Origin of the sequence: Pseudomonas sp. HD6422, from assembly GCF_025377065.1 — a bacterium.
GTDB classification, from domain to species: Bacteria; Pseudomonadota; Gammaproteobacteria; order Pseudomonadales; family Pseudomonadaceae; genus Aquipseudomonas; species Aquipseudomonas putida_U.
In genome coordinates this window covers 1-16,531 of record NZ_JAHWIW010000025.1, presented here as the reverse complement: position 1 = coordinate 16,531, position 16,531 = coordinate 1, and the positions used below count along the sequence as shown (strand labels likewise).

The 16,531-nt window shown below is 62.3% G+C and carries 19 protein-coding genes and 1 tRNA gene; 7 read left to right on the top strand and 13 right to left on the bottom strand.

The window, feature by feature from the left end:
* Positions 1–242 precede the first annotated feature (242 nt).
* The 6 genes from KY379_RS18315 (at position 243) to cysG (ending at position 7,892) form a co-directional block, all read left to right on the top strand.
* Positions 243–2,783, top strand: coding sequence for a DNA translocase FtsK (locus tag KY379_RS18315; RefSeq protein ID WP_409977285.1), 2,541 nt, complete (start codon positions 243–245; stop codon positions 2,781–2,783).
* A gap of 62 nt (positions 2,784–2,845) precedes the next feature.
* Positions 2,846–3,481 carry an outer membrane lipoprotein chaperone LolA gene (gene lolA / locus KY379_RS18310; protein WP_261241123.1) on the top strand — a complete coding sequence of 212 codons (636 nt, stop codon included), beginning with the start codon at positions 2,846–2,848 and terminating at the stop codon, positions 3,479–3,481.
* Between the two features lie 12 nt (positions 3,482–3,493).
* A complete protein-coding gene (locus KY379_RS18305) occupies positions 3,494–4,819 on the top strand; it encodes a replication-associated recombination protein A (protein WP_133331929.1) in 1,326 nt (441 codons plus the stop codon).
* Positions 4,816–5,190 carry a fluoride efflux transporter CrcB gene (gene crcB / locus KY379_RS18300; protein WP_133331930.1) on the top strand — a complete coding sequence of 125 codons (375 nt, stop codon included), beginning with the start codon at positions 4,816–4,818 and terminating at the stop codon, positions 5,188–5,190. Before KY379_RS18305 ends, crcB begins: the two co-directional genes overlap by 4 nt.
* 29 nt (positions 5,191–5,219) lie before the next feature.
* Complete coding sequence (gene serS, locus KY379_RS18295; RefSeq protein WP_133331931.1) at positions 5,220–6,500, top strand: serine--tRNA ligase; 1,281 nt, start codon at positions 5,220–5,222, stop codon at positions 6,498–6,500.
* Positions 6,501–7,892 carry a siroheme synthase CysG gene (gene cysG / locus KY379_RS18290; RefSeq protein WP_261241124.1) on the top strand — a complete coding sequence of 464 codons (1,392 nt, stop codon included), beginning with the start codon at positions 6,501–6,503 and terminating at the stop codon, positions 7,890–7,892.
* A 113-nt stretch (positions 7,893–8,005) separates the two neighbouring features.
* Here the strand turns inward: cysG and KY379_RS18285 are convergent, their stop codons facing one another.
* The 8 genes from KY379_RS18285 to KY379_RS18250 all read right to left on the bottom strand — a co-directional run bounded on the left by KY379_RS18285 (position 8,006) and on the right by KY379_RS18250 (position 13,764).
* Complete coding sequence (locus KY379_RS18285) at positions 8,006–8,965, bottom strand: glutathione S-transferase family protein (RefSeq protein WP_261241125.1); 960 nt, start codon at positions 8,963–8,965, stop codon at positions 8,006–8,008.
* Positions 8,966–9,061: 96 nt separating this feature from the next.
* A complete protein-coding gene (locus KY379_RS18280; RefSeq protein WP_261241126.1) occupies positions 9,062–10,063 on the bottom strand; it encodes a glycosyl transferase family protein in 1,002 nt (333 codons plus the stop codon).
* Complete coding sequence (locus KY379_RS18275) at positions 10,060–10,395, bottom strand: TusE/DsrC/DsvC family sulfur relay protein (protein WP_133331935.1); 336 nt, start codon at positions 10,393–10,395, stop codon at positions 10,060–10,062. Before KY379_RS18275 ends, KY379_RS18280 begins: the two co-directional genes overlap by 4 nt.
* Entirely contained in the window at positions 10,392–10,688 is a 297-nt protein-coding gene (gene tusB / locus KY379_RS18270; RefSeq protein WP_261241127.1) for a sulfurtransferase complex subunit TusB, read from the bottom strand. Before tusB ends, KY379_RS18275 begins: the two co-directional genes overlap by 4 nt.
* Positions 10,688–11,047 carry a sulfurtransferase complex subunit TusC gene (gene tusC / locus KY379_RS18265; protein WP_133331937.1) on the bottom strand — a complete coding sequence of 120 codons (360 nt, stop codon included), beginning with the start codon at positions 11,045–11,047 and terminating at the stop codon, positions 10,688–10,690. Before tusC ends, tusB begins: the two co-directional genes overlap by 1 nt.
* A 1-nt stretch (position 11,048) precedes the next feature.
* The gene (gene tusD / locus KY379_RS18260) at positions 11,049–11,441 is read right to left on the bottom strand and encodes a sulfurtransferase complex subunit TusD (protein ID WP_133331938.1); all 393 of its coding nucleotides are present in this window, start codon (positions 11,439–11,441) and stop codon (positions 11,049–11,051) included.
* 87 nt (positions 11,442–11,528) lie between these two features.
* A complete protein-coding gene (locus KY379_RS18255; RefSeq protein WP_133331939.1) occupies positions 11,529–12,908 on the bottom strand; it encodes a nucleobase:cation symporter-2 family protein in 1,380 nt (459 codons plus the stop codon).
* Positions 12,909–13,092: 184 nt separating this feature from the next.
* Complete coding sequence (locus tag KY379_RS18250; protein ID WP_133331940.1) at positions 13,093–13,764, bottom strand: Bax inhibitor-1/YccA family protein; 672 nt, start codon at positions 13,762–13,764, stop codon at positions 13,093–13,095.
* 134 nt (positions 13,765–13,898) lie between these two features.
* Between KY379_RS18250 and KY379_RS18245 the strand changes: the two genes are divergently transcribed.
* Positions 13,899–13,986 (top strand) — tRNA-Ser (locus KY379_RS18245).
* A gap of 77 nt (positions 13,987–14,063) precedes the next feature.
* Here the strand turns inward: KY379_RS18245 and KY379_RS18240 are convergent.
* From KY379_RS18240 to KY379_RS18220, 5 genes are all read right to left on the bottom strand, one after another.
* The gene (locus KY379_RS18240; protein WP_261241128.1) at positions 14,064–14,507 is read right to left on the bottom strand and encodes a DUF421 domain-containing protein; all 444 of its coding nucleotides are present in this window, start codon (positions 14,505–14,507) and stop codon (positions 14,064–14,066) included.
* Positions 14,508–14,516: 9 nt separating this feature from the next.
* Complete coding sequence (locus KY379_RS18235) at positions 14,517–15,023, bottom strand: hypothetical protein (RefSeq protein WP_261241129.1); 507 nt, start codon at positions 15,021–15,023, stop codon at positions 14,517–14,519.
* 12 nt (positions 15,024–15,035) lie between these two features.
* Positions 15,036–15,539, bottom strand: a complete 504-nt coding sequence (locus tag KY379_RS18230; protein WP_133331942.1) for a CinA family protein — start codon at positions 15,537–15,539, stop codon at positions 15,036–15,038.
* 130 nt (positions 15,540–15,669) lie between these two features.
* Positions 15,670–15,924 (bottom strand): hypothetical protein, encoded by a 255-nt coding sequence (locus tag KY379_RS18225; RefSeq protein WP_133331943.1) that lies wholly within the window; start codon positions 15,922–15,924, stop codon positions 15,670–15,672.
* Between the two features lie 536 nt (positions 15,925–16,460).
* On the bottom strand, positions 16,461–16,531 hold a 71-nt coding region (locus tag KY379_RS18220; RefSeq protein ID WP_261241131.1), incomplete at its 5' end, for a hypothetical protein.

Below are 16,531 nucleotides of genomic sequence, written 5' to 3'. Positions count from 1 at the left end.
TGGCGGCTGACGCAGTACAGCGCCAGATGTAATTTCCTACACATTGCGAGGGTCGCCGGCACCATCTGGCACATTTGCTGTCACACCTGTGCAAAAACACAGCATAAGCCTTTGTCACGAAAGAAAATGCATGCTCAAATTGCAGTCATACGAAAGTCGCCCCCACTCAAGTGCCTCATGGCGTGCCGCCATGGCGGCTGGCGGGCAGTAATGTTAAAAGTAGTGGTTCGTTGGCCGTTCACCTGGCCGATCACTATTGGACGCGCAGTACGCGCAGGAATAGACGCGTTTTGAAGAAATCCACCGCAACCCCAGCTCCCTTGCCCGTGCCTCTGTGGCGCCAGCAGCTGCATTACCGCCTCAAGGAAGGTGCGCTGATCGCTGTCGGCGCGCTGTGCCTGTATCTGTGGATGGCGCTGCTGACCTACGACACCTCGGACCCTGGCTTCAGCCACACCAGCAACGTCGAGCAGGTGCAGAATGCCGCTGGGCGTGCCGGGGCCTACTTCGCCGACATCCTGTTCATGGTGCTGGGCTATTTCGCCTACATCTTCCCGTTGCTGTTGGCGATCAAGACCTGGCAGATTTTCCGTGAGCGCCACCAGCCATGGCAGTGGAGCGGCTGGCTGTTCTCCTGGCGCCTGATCGGTCTGGTGTTCCTGGTGCTGTCGGGCGCGGCCTTGGCCCATATCCACTTTCACCCGGCAGCCAACATCCCGTTCTCCGCGGGCGGTGCGCTGGGCGAAAGCCTCGGCGACTTGGCGCGCAATCTGCTGAACGTGCAGGGCAGCACGCTGATGTTCATCGCCCTGTTCCTGTTCGGCCTGACCGTGTTCACCGATCTGTCGTGGTTCAAGGTCATGGACCTGACCGGCAAGATCACCCTCGACCTGTTCGAGCTGGTCCAGGGCGCCGCAAGCCGCTGGTGGGAGGCCCGCGCCGAGCGCAAGCGCCTGGAAGCGCAGTTGCGTGAAGTGGATGATCCGGTGTTCGACCTCGGGCCGAAAACCGCCGACAAGCGCGAGCCGGCCAAGCCGGCGCTGCGCGAGCGCATCTTCAAGCGTGAGGCGGCGCCGGCCGCGGACGTCGAGCCTCGCGAACCGACCCTGGCGCGCGAGCCGGTCGTGCCCCGCGAGCCTCTGGCATCGCGTGATTCCGTGGGGTCCCGCGAGCAGTCTGGCGCAGCCCCGACCATCGTGCCTCCGGCAGCGGCCAAAGCGCCGGAGCAAAGCAAGCGGGTGATGAAGGAGAAACAGGCACCGCTGTTCGTCGACAGCGCCGTGGAAGGCACCTTGCCATCGATTTCCATCCTCGATCCGGCGGAGCAGAAGAAGATCGAATACTCGCCGGAATCCCTGGCGGGTGTGGGTCAACTGCTGGAAATCAAGCTCAAGGAATTCGGCGTCGAGGTTTCGGTGGACTCCATCCACCCAGGCCCGGTCATTACCCGTTACGAAATCCAGCCTGCCGCCGGCGTCAAGGTCAGCCGCATCGCCAACCTGGCCAAGGACTTGGCGCGCTCGCTGGCAGTGACCAGTGTGCGGGTGGTCGAGGTGATCCCTGGCAAGACCACCGTGGGTATCGAGATCCCCAACGAAAATCGGCAGATGGTGCGTTTCTCCGAGGTGCTCGCCACGCCCCAGTACGACGAGCAGAAGTCGCCTGTCACCTTGGCCCTGGGGCACGACATCGGCGGTAAACCGGTGATCACCGACCTGGCCAAGATGCCCCACCTGCTGGTCGCCGGTACCACCGGTTCCGGTAAGTCGGTGGGGGTGAACGCGATGATCCTGTCGATCCTGTTCAAGTCCAGCCCGGAAGACGCGCGGTTGATCATGATCGACCCGAAAATGCTCGAGCTGTCGATCTACGAAGGCATTCCGCACCTGCTGTGCCCGGTGGTCACCGACATGAAGGACGCTGCCAATGCCCTGCGCTGGAGCGTTGCCGAGATGGAACGCCGTTACAAGCTGATGGCGGCCATGGGGGTGCGCAACCTGGCCGGCTTCAACCGCAAGATCAAGGACGCCCAGGAAGCCGGCGAAATCATCCACGACCCGCTGTACCGCCGCGAAAGCATGGACGACGAGCCGCCGGCGCTGAAGACCCTGCCGACCATCGTGGTCGTGGTCGACGAATTCGCCGACATGATGATGATCGTCGGCAAGAAGGTCGAAGAGTTGATCGCCCGTATCGCCCAGAAAGCGCGGGCTGCCGGTATCCATCTGATCCTCGCCACGCAGCGCCCGTCGGTGGACGTCATCACCGGCCTGATCAAGGCCAACATCCCGACCCGCATGGCGTTCCAGGTGTCGAGCAAGATCGACTCGCGGACCATCATCGACCAGGGCGGCGCCGAGCAGCTGCTCGGTCACGGTGACATGCTCTATATGCCGCCGGGTACCAGTCTGCCGATCCGCGTGCATGGCGCGTTCGTTTCCGACGACGAAGTGCACCGCGTGGTCGAGGCCTGGAAGCTGCGTGGCGCGCCGGACTACAACGACGACATCCTCAATGGCGTGGAAGAGGCCGGCAGCGGCTTCGAAGGCGGCGGCGGTGGTGGCGATGGTGAAGATTCGGAGAGCGACGCCCTGTATGATGAAGCCGTGCAGTTCGTGCTTGAAAGCCGCCGCGCTTCGATCTCGGCGGTGCAGCGCAAGCTCAAGATTGGCTACAACCGCGCTGCGCGCATGATCGAAGCGATGGAAATGGCGGGTGTGGTTACCCCCATGAACAGCAACGGCTCGCGGGAAGTCATCGCCCCAGGCGGCCCGCGCGATTGATCGTTACCCTGTCGGGCGCCATTCACGGTGCCCGGCCCAATCACTGCTCAACGAGGATTTCCATGCGCGCGATTCGCATGCTGTTGGTTTCTGCCCTGGCACTGGGCTCCGTGTCGGCCACCCTCTTGGCGCAAGCCGCTGAGCAAGACGTGAAGCGCCTGACCCAGTTGCTGGAAAAGTCGCAGACCATCCAGGCCAACTTCTCCCAACTGACCCTCGACGCCAGCGGCACCAGCCTGCAGGAAACGTCCGGCAAGATGACCGTCAAGCGCCCGGGCCTGTTCTACTGGCACACCGATGCTCCCCAGGAGCAGGTGGTGGTGTCCGATGGCAAGAACGTCACCCTGTGGGACCCTGATCTGGAGCAGGCGACCATCAAGAAGCTCGACGTGCGTCTGAACCAGACCCCGGCGCTGCTGCTGTCCGGTGACGTGTCGAAGATCAGCCAGAGCTTCGACATCACCTCCAAGGAGCAGGGCGATGTCATGGACTTCACCCTCAAGCCGAAAACCAAGGACACGTTGTTCGACTCGCTGCGTGTGTCGTTCCGCAAAGGCCTGATCAATGACATGCAACTGGTCGACAGCGTCGGCCAGCGCACCAATATCCTATTCAATGGGGTCAAGGCCAACGATCCGGTATCCGACAGCATGTTCAAGTTCGATGTCCCCAAAGGCGCGGACATCATCCAGGAGTAAGCCGAGGCCGTGATGGACCTGTTTCGAAGCGAACCCGTTGCCCAGCCTCTGGCCGCCCGCCTGCGTCCGTCCAACCTGGACGAGTATGTCGGCCAGGAGCATTTGTTGGCACGCGGCAAGCCGCTGCGCGAGGCGCTGGAGCAGGGGGCGCTGCACTCGATGATCTTCTGGGGCCCGCCAGGGGTAGGCAAGACCACCCTGGCGCGCTTGCTGGCGCAGTTCTGCGATGCCCATTTCGAAACGGTGTCGGCGGTGCTGGCAGGGGTCAAGGAGATCCGTCAGGCCGTCGAGGTGGCCAAGCAGCAGGCGGGCCAGTACGGTCGGCGCACCATCCTGTTCGTCGACGAGGTGCATCGCTTCAACAAATCGCAGCAGGATGCCTTCCTGCCCTATGTGGAAGACGGCACCCTGCTGTTCATCGGCGCCACCACCGAAAACCCATCGTTCGAGCTGAACAACGCCCTGCTGTCGCGCGCCCGGGTGTACGTGCTCAAGAGCCTGGACGAGTCGGCCTTGCGCAAGCTGGTCGACCGGGCGTTGAGCGAAGAGCGTGGCCTGGGCAAGCGTAACCTGCGCGTGGGCGATGACGCTTTCAAGATGCTCATGGCCGCCGCCGACGGCGATGGCCGGCGCATGCTCAACTTCCTGGAAAATGCCTCGGACCTGGCTGAAGACGGCAGCGAGATCGACGTCGAGATGCTGCAGAGCCTGCTGGGCGACAGTCGCCGCCGGTTCGACAAGGGCGGCGAAGCGTTCTACGACCAGATTTCCGCCTTGCACAAATCGGTTCGCGGCTCCAACCCGGATGCCGCGTTGTACTGGTTCGCGCGCATGCTCGATGGCGGCTGCGATCCGTTGTACATCGCCCGGCGCGTGGTGCGCATGGCCAGCGAGGACATTGGTAACGCCGATCCGCGGGCGTTGAGCCTGTGTCTGGCAGCCTGGGATGTGCAGGAGCGTCTGGGCAGCCCCGAGGGCGAGCTGGCAGTGGCTCAGGCCATCACCTACATTGCCTGTGCGCCGAAGAGCAACGCCGTGTACACCGGGTTCAAGACCGCCCTGCGCGAGGCGGCCGAGCACGGCTCGCTGGAAGTGCCCTTGCACCTGCGTAACGCCCCGACCAAGCTTATGAAGCAGCTTGGCTACGGCGATGAGTACCGCTACGCCCACGACGAGCCCGACGCCTATGCAGCGGGCGAAGACTACTTCCCCGAACAACTCGAGCCACGTCAGTACTACCAACCGGTGCCACGTGGCCTGGAACTCAAGATCGGCGAGAAACTGCGCCACCTGGCCGACCTCGACCGCAACAGCCCACGGCAACGGAGAAAACCGTGATCGCACTCATCGCCGCCGTCAGTGCCGGAGGGGCCGCCGGTACCCTGTTGCGCTTCGCCACCTCCAACTGGGTCGTGGCACGCTGGCCGCAGCATTATTATACCGGTACGCTTGCGGTCAACCTGGTGGGCTGCTTGCTGATCGGCCTGCTCTACGGGCTGTTCCTGCACAAGCCGTTCGCGCCGGTCGAACTGCGCGCAGGCCTGGTCGTCGGCTTTCTCGGCGGCTTGACCACCTTTTCGTCCTTTTCGCTCGATACCGTGCGCCTGATGGAAGGCGGGCAAGTGCCCCTGGCCTTGGGCTATACCGCTATCAGCGTGGTGGGCGGGCTTCTGGCCACCTGGGCCGGCCTGTCCCTGACCCGTTTCTGACCAACACCTACCTATAACGAGAGAACGATATGCTCGATTCCAAACTGTTACGCGGCCAACTTCAGGAAGTGGCGGATCGCCTGGCCTCCCGTGGCTTCAGCCTGGATGTCGCGCGCATCGAATCACTGGAAGAGCGTCGCAAGTCGGTGCAGACCCGTACCGAGCAACTGCAGGCCGAGCGTAACGCCCGCTCCAAGTCCATCGGTCAGGCCAAAGCCAAGGGCGAGGACATCGCGCCGCTGATGGCCGATGTCGAGCGCATGGCCAACGAGCTGGCTGCCGGCAAGACCGAGCTCGACAGCATCCAGGCCGAACTCGACAGCATCGTGCTGACCATTCCCAACCTGCCGGATGCCAGTGTGCCGGTCGGGGCCAGCGAAGACGACAACGTCGAAGTACGCCGCTGGGGTACTCCGACCCAGTTCGATTTCGACATCAAGGACCACGTCGCCCTGGGTGAAATCAGCGGCGGCCTGGACTTCGAGGCTGCGGCCAAGTTGTCCGGCGCTCGCTTCGCTGTGCTGCGCGGCCCAATCGCCCGCCTGCACCGTGCCCTGGCGCAGTTCATGATCAACCTGCACACCGCCGAGCATGGCTACGAAGAGGCCTACACCCCGTACCTGGTGCAGGCGCCGGCATTGCAAGGCACTGGCCAGTTGCCCAAGTTCGAGGAAGACCTGTTCAAGATCAGCCGCGAAGGCGAGGCCGACTTCTACCTGATCCCGACCGCTGAAGTGTCGCTGACCAATCTGGTGGCTGGCGAGATCCTCGACGCCAAGCAATTGCCGATCAAGTACGTCGCCCATACTCCATGCTTCCGCAGCGAAGCCGGCGCTTCGGGCCGTGACACCCGTGGCATGATCCGCCAGCACCAGTTCGACAAGGTCGAGATGGTCCAGGTGGTCGAACCGTCCAAATCGATGGAAGCCCTGGAAGGTCTGACCGCCAACGCCGAGCGCGTGCTGCAAGCCCTGGAGCTGCCGTACCGCGTATTGGCCCTGTGCACTGGCGACATGGGCTTCAGCGCGGTGAAAACCTACGATCTGGAAGTGTGGGTGCCGAGCCAGGACAAGTACCGCGAGATCAGCTCCTGCTCCAACTGCGGCGACTTCCAGGCCCGCCGCATGCAGGCCCGCTGGCGCAATCCGGAAACCGGCAAACCCGAGCTGGTGCACACCCTGAACGGTTCCGGCCTGGCCGTTGGCCGTACGCTGGTGGCGGTGTTGGAGAACTACCAGCAGGCCGATGGCTCGATCCGTGTACCTGAAGTGCTCAAGCCGTACATGGGCGGCGTCGAGGTCATCCGCTAAATGAACTACCTGCCACTGTTTCACAAGCTGCAGGGCGGCCGCGTGCTGGTCGTCGGCGGCGGTGAGATCGCCCTGCGCAAGGCGCGTTTGCTGGCCGATGCCGGCGCTGCGCTGCGCGTGGTGGCGCCGGAGGTGGACGAGCAACTGGCCAGCCTGGCGCAGGAGGGCGGCGGAGAGGTGCTGGTGCGTGGCTATCAGGCGAACGACCTTGACGGTTGCCGCCTGGTCATCGCCGCTACCGACGACTCGGCACTGAATGCCCAGGTCTCGGCGGATGCCCAGGCTCGTAGCCTACCGGTCAACGTGGTGGATGCCCCGGCCTTGTGCACGGTGATCTTCCCGGCGATCGTCGACCGCTCGCCGTTGGTCATCGCGGTGTCCAGTGGCGGTGACGCTCCGGTGTTGGCGCGTTTGATCCGCGCCAAGCTGGAGGCCTGGATTCCCTCGGCCTATGGCGAACTCGCAGGGCTTGCCGCGCGTTTCCGGCATCAGGTCAAGCGCTTGTACCCGGATGTCAATCAGCGCCGGGGCTTCTGGGAGACGGTATTCCAGGGGCCTGTTGCCGAGCGCCAGCTGGCCGGGCAGGGCGCCGAAGCCGAACGCCTGTTGCAGGCCATGGTCGATGGTGCGCCTGTGCAGCAGGGCGGTGAGGTCTATCTGGTGGGCGCTGGGCCGGGCGATCCGGACTTGCTGACCTTCCGTGCCTTGCGCCTGATGCAGCAAGCCGATGTGGTGCTCTACGACCGCCTGGTGGCGCCTGCGATCATCGAGATGTGCCGGCGCGATGCCGAGCGTATCTACGTTGGCAAGCGCCGTGCTGAGCATGCCGTGCCGCAGGAGCAGATCAATCGCCTTTTGGTCGATCTGGCTCAGCAGGGCAAACGCGTGTTACGCCTGAAAGGCGGCGATCCGTTCATTTTCGGTCGTGGTGGCGAGGAGATCGAGGAGCTGGCCGAGCAGGGTATCCCGTTCCAGGTGGTGCCAGGCATCACCGCTGCCAGCGGTTGCTCTGCCTATGGCGGAATCCCGCTGACCCACCGCGACTACGCCCAGTCGGTGCGCTTCGTCACCGGCCATCTCAAGGACGGCACCAGCAACTTGCCTTGGAATGACCTGGTGGCGCCGGCCCAGACCCTGGTGTTCTACATGGGCCTGGTTGGCTTGCCGACCATCTGTGCCGAACTGATCCGTCACGGCCGTGCCGCGAGCACCCCGGCTGCGCTGGTGCAGCAAGGCACCACGCGCAACCAGCGGGTATTCACCGGTACCCTGGCAGACTTGCCGGCGCTGGTGGCCCAGCATGAAGTGCATGCGCCGACCCTGGTGATCGTTGGGGAAGTCGTGCAGTTGCGTGACAAGCTGGCCTGGTTCGAAGGGGCGCAGAACAGCTGAAATCACCGGGGCCGCTTTGCGGCCCCAATGATCAGCGCCGTTTTCAAAGCCCGCGCCAAACCTGTGGGAGCAGGCTTGCCCCGCGAATGGGCTGCGAAGCAGCCCCAGCGATATCAACCTTGCCAGATCCCCTTGCCCACCAACCGCTCCCGGTCATGGGGCAACGTGAAGTCCTGCAACGGCCCCTTGGGCACGATCCCGTTCGGGTTAATGGTCTTGTGGCTCATGTAATAGTGCTTCTGGATGTGCTCCATATTCACCGTCTGCGCCACGCCCGGCCACTGGTAAAGCTCACGCAACCAGTTGGACAGGTTCGGATAGTCGCCAAGGCGCCGCAGGTTGCACTTGAAGTGCCCGTGGTACACCGCGTCGAACCGCACCAGCGTGGTGAACAGGCGCACGTCGGCCTCGGTCAGGTACTCACCGGCCAGGTAGCGATTGCGCTCGAGCAGGTCTTCCAGGTAGTCCAGTTCATTGAAGACATCGTCGAACGCCGCCTCGTAGGCGTCTTGCGTGGTAGCGAAGCCTGCGCGGTACACGCCGTTGTTCACCGCCGGATAAATCCGCTCGTTGAGCGCGTCGATGGTTGGGCGCAGCGACGCGGGGTAGAGGTCCAGACGGTTGCCGGTCAACTCGTCGAACGCGCTGTTGAAGATGCGGATGATCTCCGACGACTCATTGTTGACGATACGCTTCTCTTTCTTGTCCCACAGCACCGGAACCGTCACGCGGCCGGTGTAGTGCGGGTCATCCTGGGTGTAGCGTTGGTGCAAATACTGCAGGCCGTCGAGGTGATCGCCGGTGGAGCCCTGCTGGGTGTCGAAGGTCCAGCCGTGGTCCTGCATCAGCCAACTGACAACAGACACGTCGATCAAGGGGTCGAGGCCTTTGAGCGCGCGCACGATCAGGGTTCGGTGTGCCCAGGGGCAGGCCAGCGATACATAGAGGTGGTAGCGGCCGGCCTCAGGGGCTGGCAGTGGATTGCGGCGCTGGGCATTCTCTCGCTTGAACGTGCCGTCCTTGCCGTTTTCATACCACTGGTCGTGCCAGCGGCCATCGATCAACAGGCCCATGTGAGCTCCTCGGAAACAAAAGTCGTTTGTCGTTGGAGCTCAGTCTAGAGAAAAACGTTCGAATAAATAGCGCAAATACCGCGGGACTATTATCGGCTAATTCGATTGATTACGGCTCTTCCAGTACCCACGCGCTTGCTCGAACGCCTGCGCCTGGGTGCTGCCCAAGCCGCGCAAGGCAAGGGCCATGGTCGCGATGACGGCCATTTCACCGTAGCTGTCCTCGGCTTCCGCGCGCCAAACCGCCAGCAGATGATCGGGCTCGAGGCTGGACGGTTTCACATGGCGACGCTCGCTCATGGCTGGCCATTCCTCGTCCCAGGCTTCGCCGCCTGTGGTGCCGTAAAGGTGGCTGATGGTGTCGGGGTTGATTTCGATTTCCCCGCCATCGCCCTTGATCACGATGGCGTGATCGCCGAGCAGCTGGCTGGCCTCGCGATGCACGGCCTGGTAACCCGGATGGAAGATGCTCTGCAGGCCGCAGCGGGCACCGAGCGGGTTGAGCACCCGGGTCAGGGAATGGATCGGCGAGCGCAGGCCAAGGGTATTGCGCAGGTCGATCATGCGCTGCAGGGAGGGTGCCCAGTCCTGCAGCGGGAAAAATGCCAGCTGATGCTGGTCGAGCGCTTCGCGTACCTGTTGCCAGTTGCGGCACAGGGGAATGTGCAACAGCTCCAGCACTTGTTCGGTGTACAGGCGCCCGGCCGTGTGCGCGCCGGCACCGTGGAGCAGGATGCGTACGCCGTTGTCGGCCAGGCACTTGGCTGCCAGCAGGTACCAGGGCAGGTGCCGCCGCTTGCCCGCGTAGGTCGGCCAGTCGATGTCCACGGCGATGCTCGGCGCCTTGAGGTGCGTGCGCACGGCCTCGGTGAAGCCAGCAAGCTCCTCGGCGCTTTCTTCCTTGTGTCGCAGCAGCATCAGGAACGCGCCCAGCTGGGTGTCCTCGACCTTGTCTTCGAGCAGCAAGGTCATCGCCGCTCGGGCTTCCTCGCGGGTCAGGCCGCGGGCGCCGCGCTTGCCTTTGCCAAGGATGCGTACGAATTCGGCGAATGGGTGCTCGGCCGGGGTTTGCAGGGTCAGCGGAAGTGGTTCGGTCATATGCAGTTGGTCGGCTTGGGCAGGCCCGCCAGCTTGGCGGCGAGTTTGGCGGGAGTGCCGTTGAACAGGCGGTTCAGGTGCGGACTGTTGCCCTTTTCCACGCCCAGTTTGAGCGCGGTGTACTTGATCAGCGGACGGGTAGCCGGCGACAGCTGGTACTCGGCGTAGAACGCGCGCAGCAGTTCGAGGATTTCCCAGTGGTCCGGCGTCAGGGCAATGGCTTCGCGGGCAGCCAGCGCTTCGGCCACGGCAGGTGACCAGTCTTGCAGGTCGACCAGAAAGCCGTCCTTGTCCAGGGCGATGGCGCTAGCGCCGACAGTCAGGGTACTCATAGCCAGCTGTTGACCTTGTCATAGCGCAGCGACAGTTCGACGAACGCCGGGTAGTCCACAGTCTTGGCCAGGTCGCCGTCGATGGCGCGAGCCTGCAGGTCTTCGTCGAGGGCGAACAGGCGTTGCGCAAGATCGGCTACCTGCAGTTGGTGATGGGGGGCGCTACCGCTGCGCAAGGCATACACGGCATCGCCGCACAGCAATACGCCATCCTCGGCGCCGAGCAGGCGCAGGCAGCTTTCCAGGCGCTCATCGCCGAACGGGGAGTGGGATAACACATGCAGGGTTGTCATCAGAGCGTCACCACTTGGTCGAAACGGGCCATCAGGGCCTTGAGCGCAGCATCGTCCAGCACCTCTACGGGCAGTTCCAGGCTGTCGGCGGACAGGCCGCGGCGTGTCAGGCTGTGCTGGCAGGCGAACAGTTCTTCGACGCCGAACATCGGCAAGGCCTGCAGATTGGCCGCCAGGTTCTTCTGTTGCACCGCAGCGGGCTGCTGGCCGGATGCAAGCTGGAACACACCATCATCCAGAAACAGCATGCCCAACGGCAGGTCGAAGGCGCCGCCGGCCAGCGCGATATCCAGCGCCTCCCGGGCCGATGGGCCATTCCAGGGCGCCTGGCGGCTGATGATCAACATGGATTTGGCCATTTCAATCGCCTCCGAAGCAGACCAGGCGGTCGGCGGTTTGCGCGGCTTCGTGCAGTTGACCGAGACCTGACAGCTCCCAGGGTTTGGGCAGGTTCACCGCTGGGCGCTGATAACGACTGGCTTCGGCTTCATCGAGCACGCCACGACGTAGCGCAGCGGCGATGCACACCACGGCATCCAGTGCGTTGATCTCGATGAAGGCACGCCACTGGCTGGCGATGTCCTGTTCATCCTGGGGCGCGACCACGTTGGCCGAGGCGCTGTGTACCCCGTCCTGGTAAAAGAACAGCCGGGCAATTTCATGCCCGCCGGCCAGCGCCGCCTCGGCGAAGCGCAAGGCGCGGCGAGAGGAGGGCGCATGGGCTGGTGAAAAAACCGCGATAGCGAATTTCATGGACAACTCGTGCAAAGGAATGCGGCCATAATAAAGCAAAAAGCCCGCGCAGGCAGGCGCGGGCTTTTGTCGACAGGGCAGCGCGGATCAGGCGTTTTCCTTGCTCTCCGGCAGGAACCAGTTCAGCACCAGCGCACAGATACCGCCTGTAGCCACACCCGACTCCAGCACGTTGCGAATCGCCGCCGGCATGTGCGCCAGAAATTCAGGCACCTGAGCCACGCCCAGGCCCAGGGCCAGCGACACGGCGATGATCAGCAGGGCGCGGCGGTCCAGGCGAGTGCTGGCCAAGATATTGATCCCCGAAGCAGCTACTGCACCGAACATCACCATCGCCGCACCGCCCAGCACCGGCTCAGGCACCGCCTGGATCACCCCGGCAACGCTCGGGAACAGGCCGAGCACCACGAGCATCAGGGCGATCCACACACCAATATGGCGGCTGGCGATACCGGTCAGCTGAATCACCCCGTTGTTCTGGGCGAAGATCGAGCTGGGGAAGGTATTGAACAACCCTGCCAGCAGCGAGTTGGCGCCATTGACCAGCACACCACCCTTGATGCGCTGCATCCACAGCGGCCCTTCGACTGGCTGGCGCGACACCTTGCTGGTTGCCGTCACATCGCCGATGGCTTCCAGCGAAGTCACCAGGTAGATCACCAGCATCGGAATGAACAGTGCCCAGGAGAAGCCCAAACCAAAGTGCAGCGGCGTCGGCACCTGGAACAGCGCGGCCTCATGCATGCCGGTGAAGTCCAGGCGACCGAGGTAGCCGGCCAGTGCATAACCCGCGGCCAGGGCGATGACGATGGCGCAGCTGCGCATCCACACCACCGGAATACGGTTGAGAATGACGATGATCGCCAGCACCACGCCCGACAGCAGCAGGTTCTCGCCATTGGCGAAGGTGCCATTGGCCATGGCGCCGAAGCCGCCGCCCATGCTGATCAGGCCCACCTTGATCAGGGTCAGGCCGATCATCAGCACCACGATGCCGGTCACCAGCGGGGTGATCAGGCGTTTGACGAAAGGCAGGATGCGCGACACGCCCATTTCGACGAACGAGCCGGCAATCACCACACCAAAGATCGCTGCCATCACGCTTTCCACCGGGGTGCCTTGTTTGACCATCAGCGCGCCGCCGGCAATCAGCGGGCCGACGAAGTTGAAGCTGGTGCCTTGCACGATCAGCAAGCCTGCGCCGAACGGTCCGAAGCGCTTGCATTGGATGAAGGTGGCGATACCCGAGATCACCAGCGACATGGAGACGATCAGGTTGGTGTCACGCGCCGACACTCCCAGCGCCTGGCAGATCAACAGACCCGGTGTGACGATCGGCACGATGATCGCCAGCAGGTGTTGCAGGGCAGCCAACAGGCCGATCAGCAGCCGTGGCTTGTCCTCGAGGCCAAGCACCAGTTCGTTGGCAGGCGCCGGCGCGCCTGGGCTGTGTTCGTGTGAGCTCATCGAGAAAGCGGTCCGGCATGAAAAAAGGGAGCGCATTCTACGGGCTGCGGCGCAATTGCGGTAGAGGCAGGCACGTTAGCAGCAAGATCGCCGGCTATATCCGCAATAAACTGACTTAAAGGTCAATTTGCAGATGTGAAAAAGCCCGCCGAAGCGGGCTTTTCATCACGCGGGACGGATTCGATCAGTCGTCGCTACCCATGATGCCGAACAGCTGCAGCAGGCTGACGAACAAGTTATAGATCGAGACATACAGGCTGATGGTCGCCATGATGTAGTTCCGCTCACCGCCATGAATGATGGCGCTGGTCTGGAACAGGATGCACACCGACGAGAACAGCACGAAACCAGCGCTGATCGCCAGCTGCAGGCCGCTGATCTGGAAGAAGAAGCTAGCCACCACGGCACCCAGCAGCACGAAGAAGCCGGCGGTGATGAAGCCACTGAGGAAGCTCATGTCCTTGCGGGTGATGAGCACATAGGCCGACAGACCACCGAACACCAGTGCAGTCATGGCGAAGGCCGAGCTGACCACCTCAGCGCCACCGGTCATGCCCAGGTAGCGGTTGAGGATCGGACCCAGGATGAAGCCCATGAAGCCGGTGAGGGCAAAGGTAGACACGAGGCCCCAGGCCGAGTTACGCAGCTTGGCGGTGAGGAAGAACAAGCCGTAGAAGCCGATGAGCACCACGAAAATGTTCGGGTAGCCGACGCGCATCTGCTGGGCAACGTAGGCCATGACCCCGCTGAACACCAGCGTCAGCGCCAGAAGGCTGTAGGTGTTGCGCAGGACCTTGCTGATCTCCTGCTGCTCGACCTGCTGGCCGTGATGAACGGCATAATCCTGTTCGCGCATTGCGACACTCCTTGGGTGAACCTGTGGTTTTGAAACGTGTGATGCAACGAGTCTAACAGAGCCCCTGCAACCGGCGACACAGAGAGTTTGACAGCGTGTTTCATTAAGGTATGATTGCCGCCGCAAAACAAGCTGGAAGCGTGGCCGAGTGGTTTAAGGCAACGGTCTTGAAAACCGTCGATGGGCAACTATCCTAGAGTTCGAATCTCTACGCTTCCGCCATATTCAAGGCCCTGATTATTCAGGGCTTTTTGCGTTTTTGGGGCATGACAAAACAACCTCTGTGAACCGTCTGCGCCTCACTCGGCGGGAATGATCGAAATCTTTCCATTGCGCTCGACGATGGCGAATTTGACCTGCTGAATGTGTTCGAGCCCATGGCTGTCCCGCGCTGACTCAAGAATATCGTCCTCTGTGAGACGCGCCCGATGCATGCGGTGGTGCAGGAAGCGCCCGTTTTCAACGACCAGGGTAGCGTGTCCATCCAGAAGCCTCGCCAATGGCTTGGAGTTGACCTTGGCGAGCGACAGCCCAACGTCCAGAACGATCAGCGTAGCGATCACCAGCATGGCATTGGTGAACGAAAAATCATCACCTAGCAGCGCTTGCTGGGTGGCTTCCCCGATGATCAGCAGCAGAACGAAATCGAAGGTGGTCAGGTCGGCCAGCGAGCGCCGTCCGGCTACCCGAAACAGCAGCATGAGGGCAAGGTACATGCCGGCGGCACGGAGAATGGAATCCATGACGCACTCCTAGGGATAAAGGAACGTGGAAAAGCCAACGGCACTTCTTGGCCCGGCCCTGACCGTTCCCTCCAGGGTTCCTACATGGTCACTGCGAAGGGTCAGGTACAACGTGGCCAATCCGTCTTCGCTGGTACCCAGCTGTAGCAATAACGCTGAGCCGTGAGACAGTGAGACTTGCGGCTGCGGCTGTATCGTTTCGATGCTGGCTTTGCGCAGCACTGAACCCTCCAGTTGCACCGCGACCGGATCGCCAGGGGTTCCCTGAACCGTGATCACAAGGCTGTCAGTGGTTCCGCTGCGACTGAGGCGTTGATACTCGACTTTCACTCGGCCATCGGGGCTGACCACTTCGGCATCGCTCAATGGGCCATTACCGAATAGTCCAGCCAGAGCCAGCAGGACGATGGCCAACAGCACATACCATCCCACTCGCTCGAAGCGCCAGACCCGCCGCTGCATGGCCATGTCTTCGCGCACGGGATGACGCCTGGATGTCAGTTCATCTTCCGACATGATCAACTGCCCTCAGGCACGTTCACCGCGCAGCCAGCGCTGGTGATAGTGGGAGAGCCGCGTCAATCCGTATAGCGCCCCTTGGCGCATGACCTCGGTTCGCTCGCCGAAGAAGCGTTGGGTACGCGTGAAAACGGCGACCGGTTCGCCGGCAAAAGCCCAGGCGAAGCACATCGTCCCAGGCGGTACGCCCGATTCGGATGCTGGCCCGGCCACCCCGGTGGTCGCGATGACCACATTGGCATCGCTGTCTCTTAATGCACCCAGGGCCATCTCCCAGGCCACCGCTTCGCTGGTCAGGCCATAGCGCTCGATGGTTTCGACGCTGACACCCAACAGTCGCTTCTTGGCGGCGGGCGAGTAGACGACATAGCCGCTTTCCAGCACCTCACCAGTCCCAGGCACTGCCGCCAACAAGGCGACCATGCATCCCGCGGTGCACGATTCGGCTGTGGTCAGAATCAAGTGGTTTTCTTTCAGATAGCCAAGCGCGGCCAGCACGGGGTCGGTTTCCATTGCAGAGTCGACTCGCTTGATGTTTTGCGGTGGACGCAAGCGGGTGGGGATTGGTTCCTCCTATCTGCTGTCCGGCGATTTCCGGTGTCCTTCCTCGCCTGGACTCTGGAAAGCGAGCAGGTGCTCTGTGCTAGACCAATGCGAAATCAGTGATGTAGCCGTTACCGTCGATGGCCACGGTGAGGACCTGAGGGTCGCTTAGCGCAAAGCCCATTTCGGTGTACACGAACTGCCACCGGAAAAGTCTCACGTCTCCCCAAATCCCACATACCTCGGAAGGGCCGAGCAGATGCTCTAGCTCGGTGAGAGTGGATTGTCCGCGAACGACATTTTTCAGTTGATCTTCAGCTTGGGTTGAACGGCTGCTGAAGTCTTCGAGCAGCATCTGGTGCTCCAGAACGCTCACTAGGCGATTCGAATCCGCTTGCATCGACTCAATACACTCCAGGTATCAGATTGTCCGCTTGTAGAACAACATCGAAGAGGCCGCGGATTCTAATCATGGAATGTACTAAATGGTACAAGAATGTGACGAGGGGTAGGGTTGGCCTCTTCCTTTAGCGGTCCGTTGTTGGAACAGGAATTGCTCCACCCCTGGAAAACAACCAGCTTGGGGAAAAGCAAAATGACTCAAGACGACCGCTACTACATGATTTTCGTCGTGGTTGCCGTGCTCGCCCTGGATCTGCTGGCGACCGTAATGTTCCTGAAGGTCATCGCCTGACCCACTCACGGGGCGCGTCCACCCCGGAACCGGGCCCTCTGGGTCGACTTGCAAAGCGACATCGCCTGGCTTCAGCGCTCGTCCCCTGGTACTGCACAGACCCAGGGGCGGTCCCCACAGCTGCAAGCTTCAAGCTACGAGCCGCAAGCAAAAGCAGATCTGCTTTTACTTGCCGCTTGAGGCTTACAGCTTGAAGCTCATTTCTCGTCGCGGATCGAGAAGTTGGCCATGTGCTCCAGGCCTTTGATCAGCGCCGAATGGTCCCAGT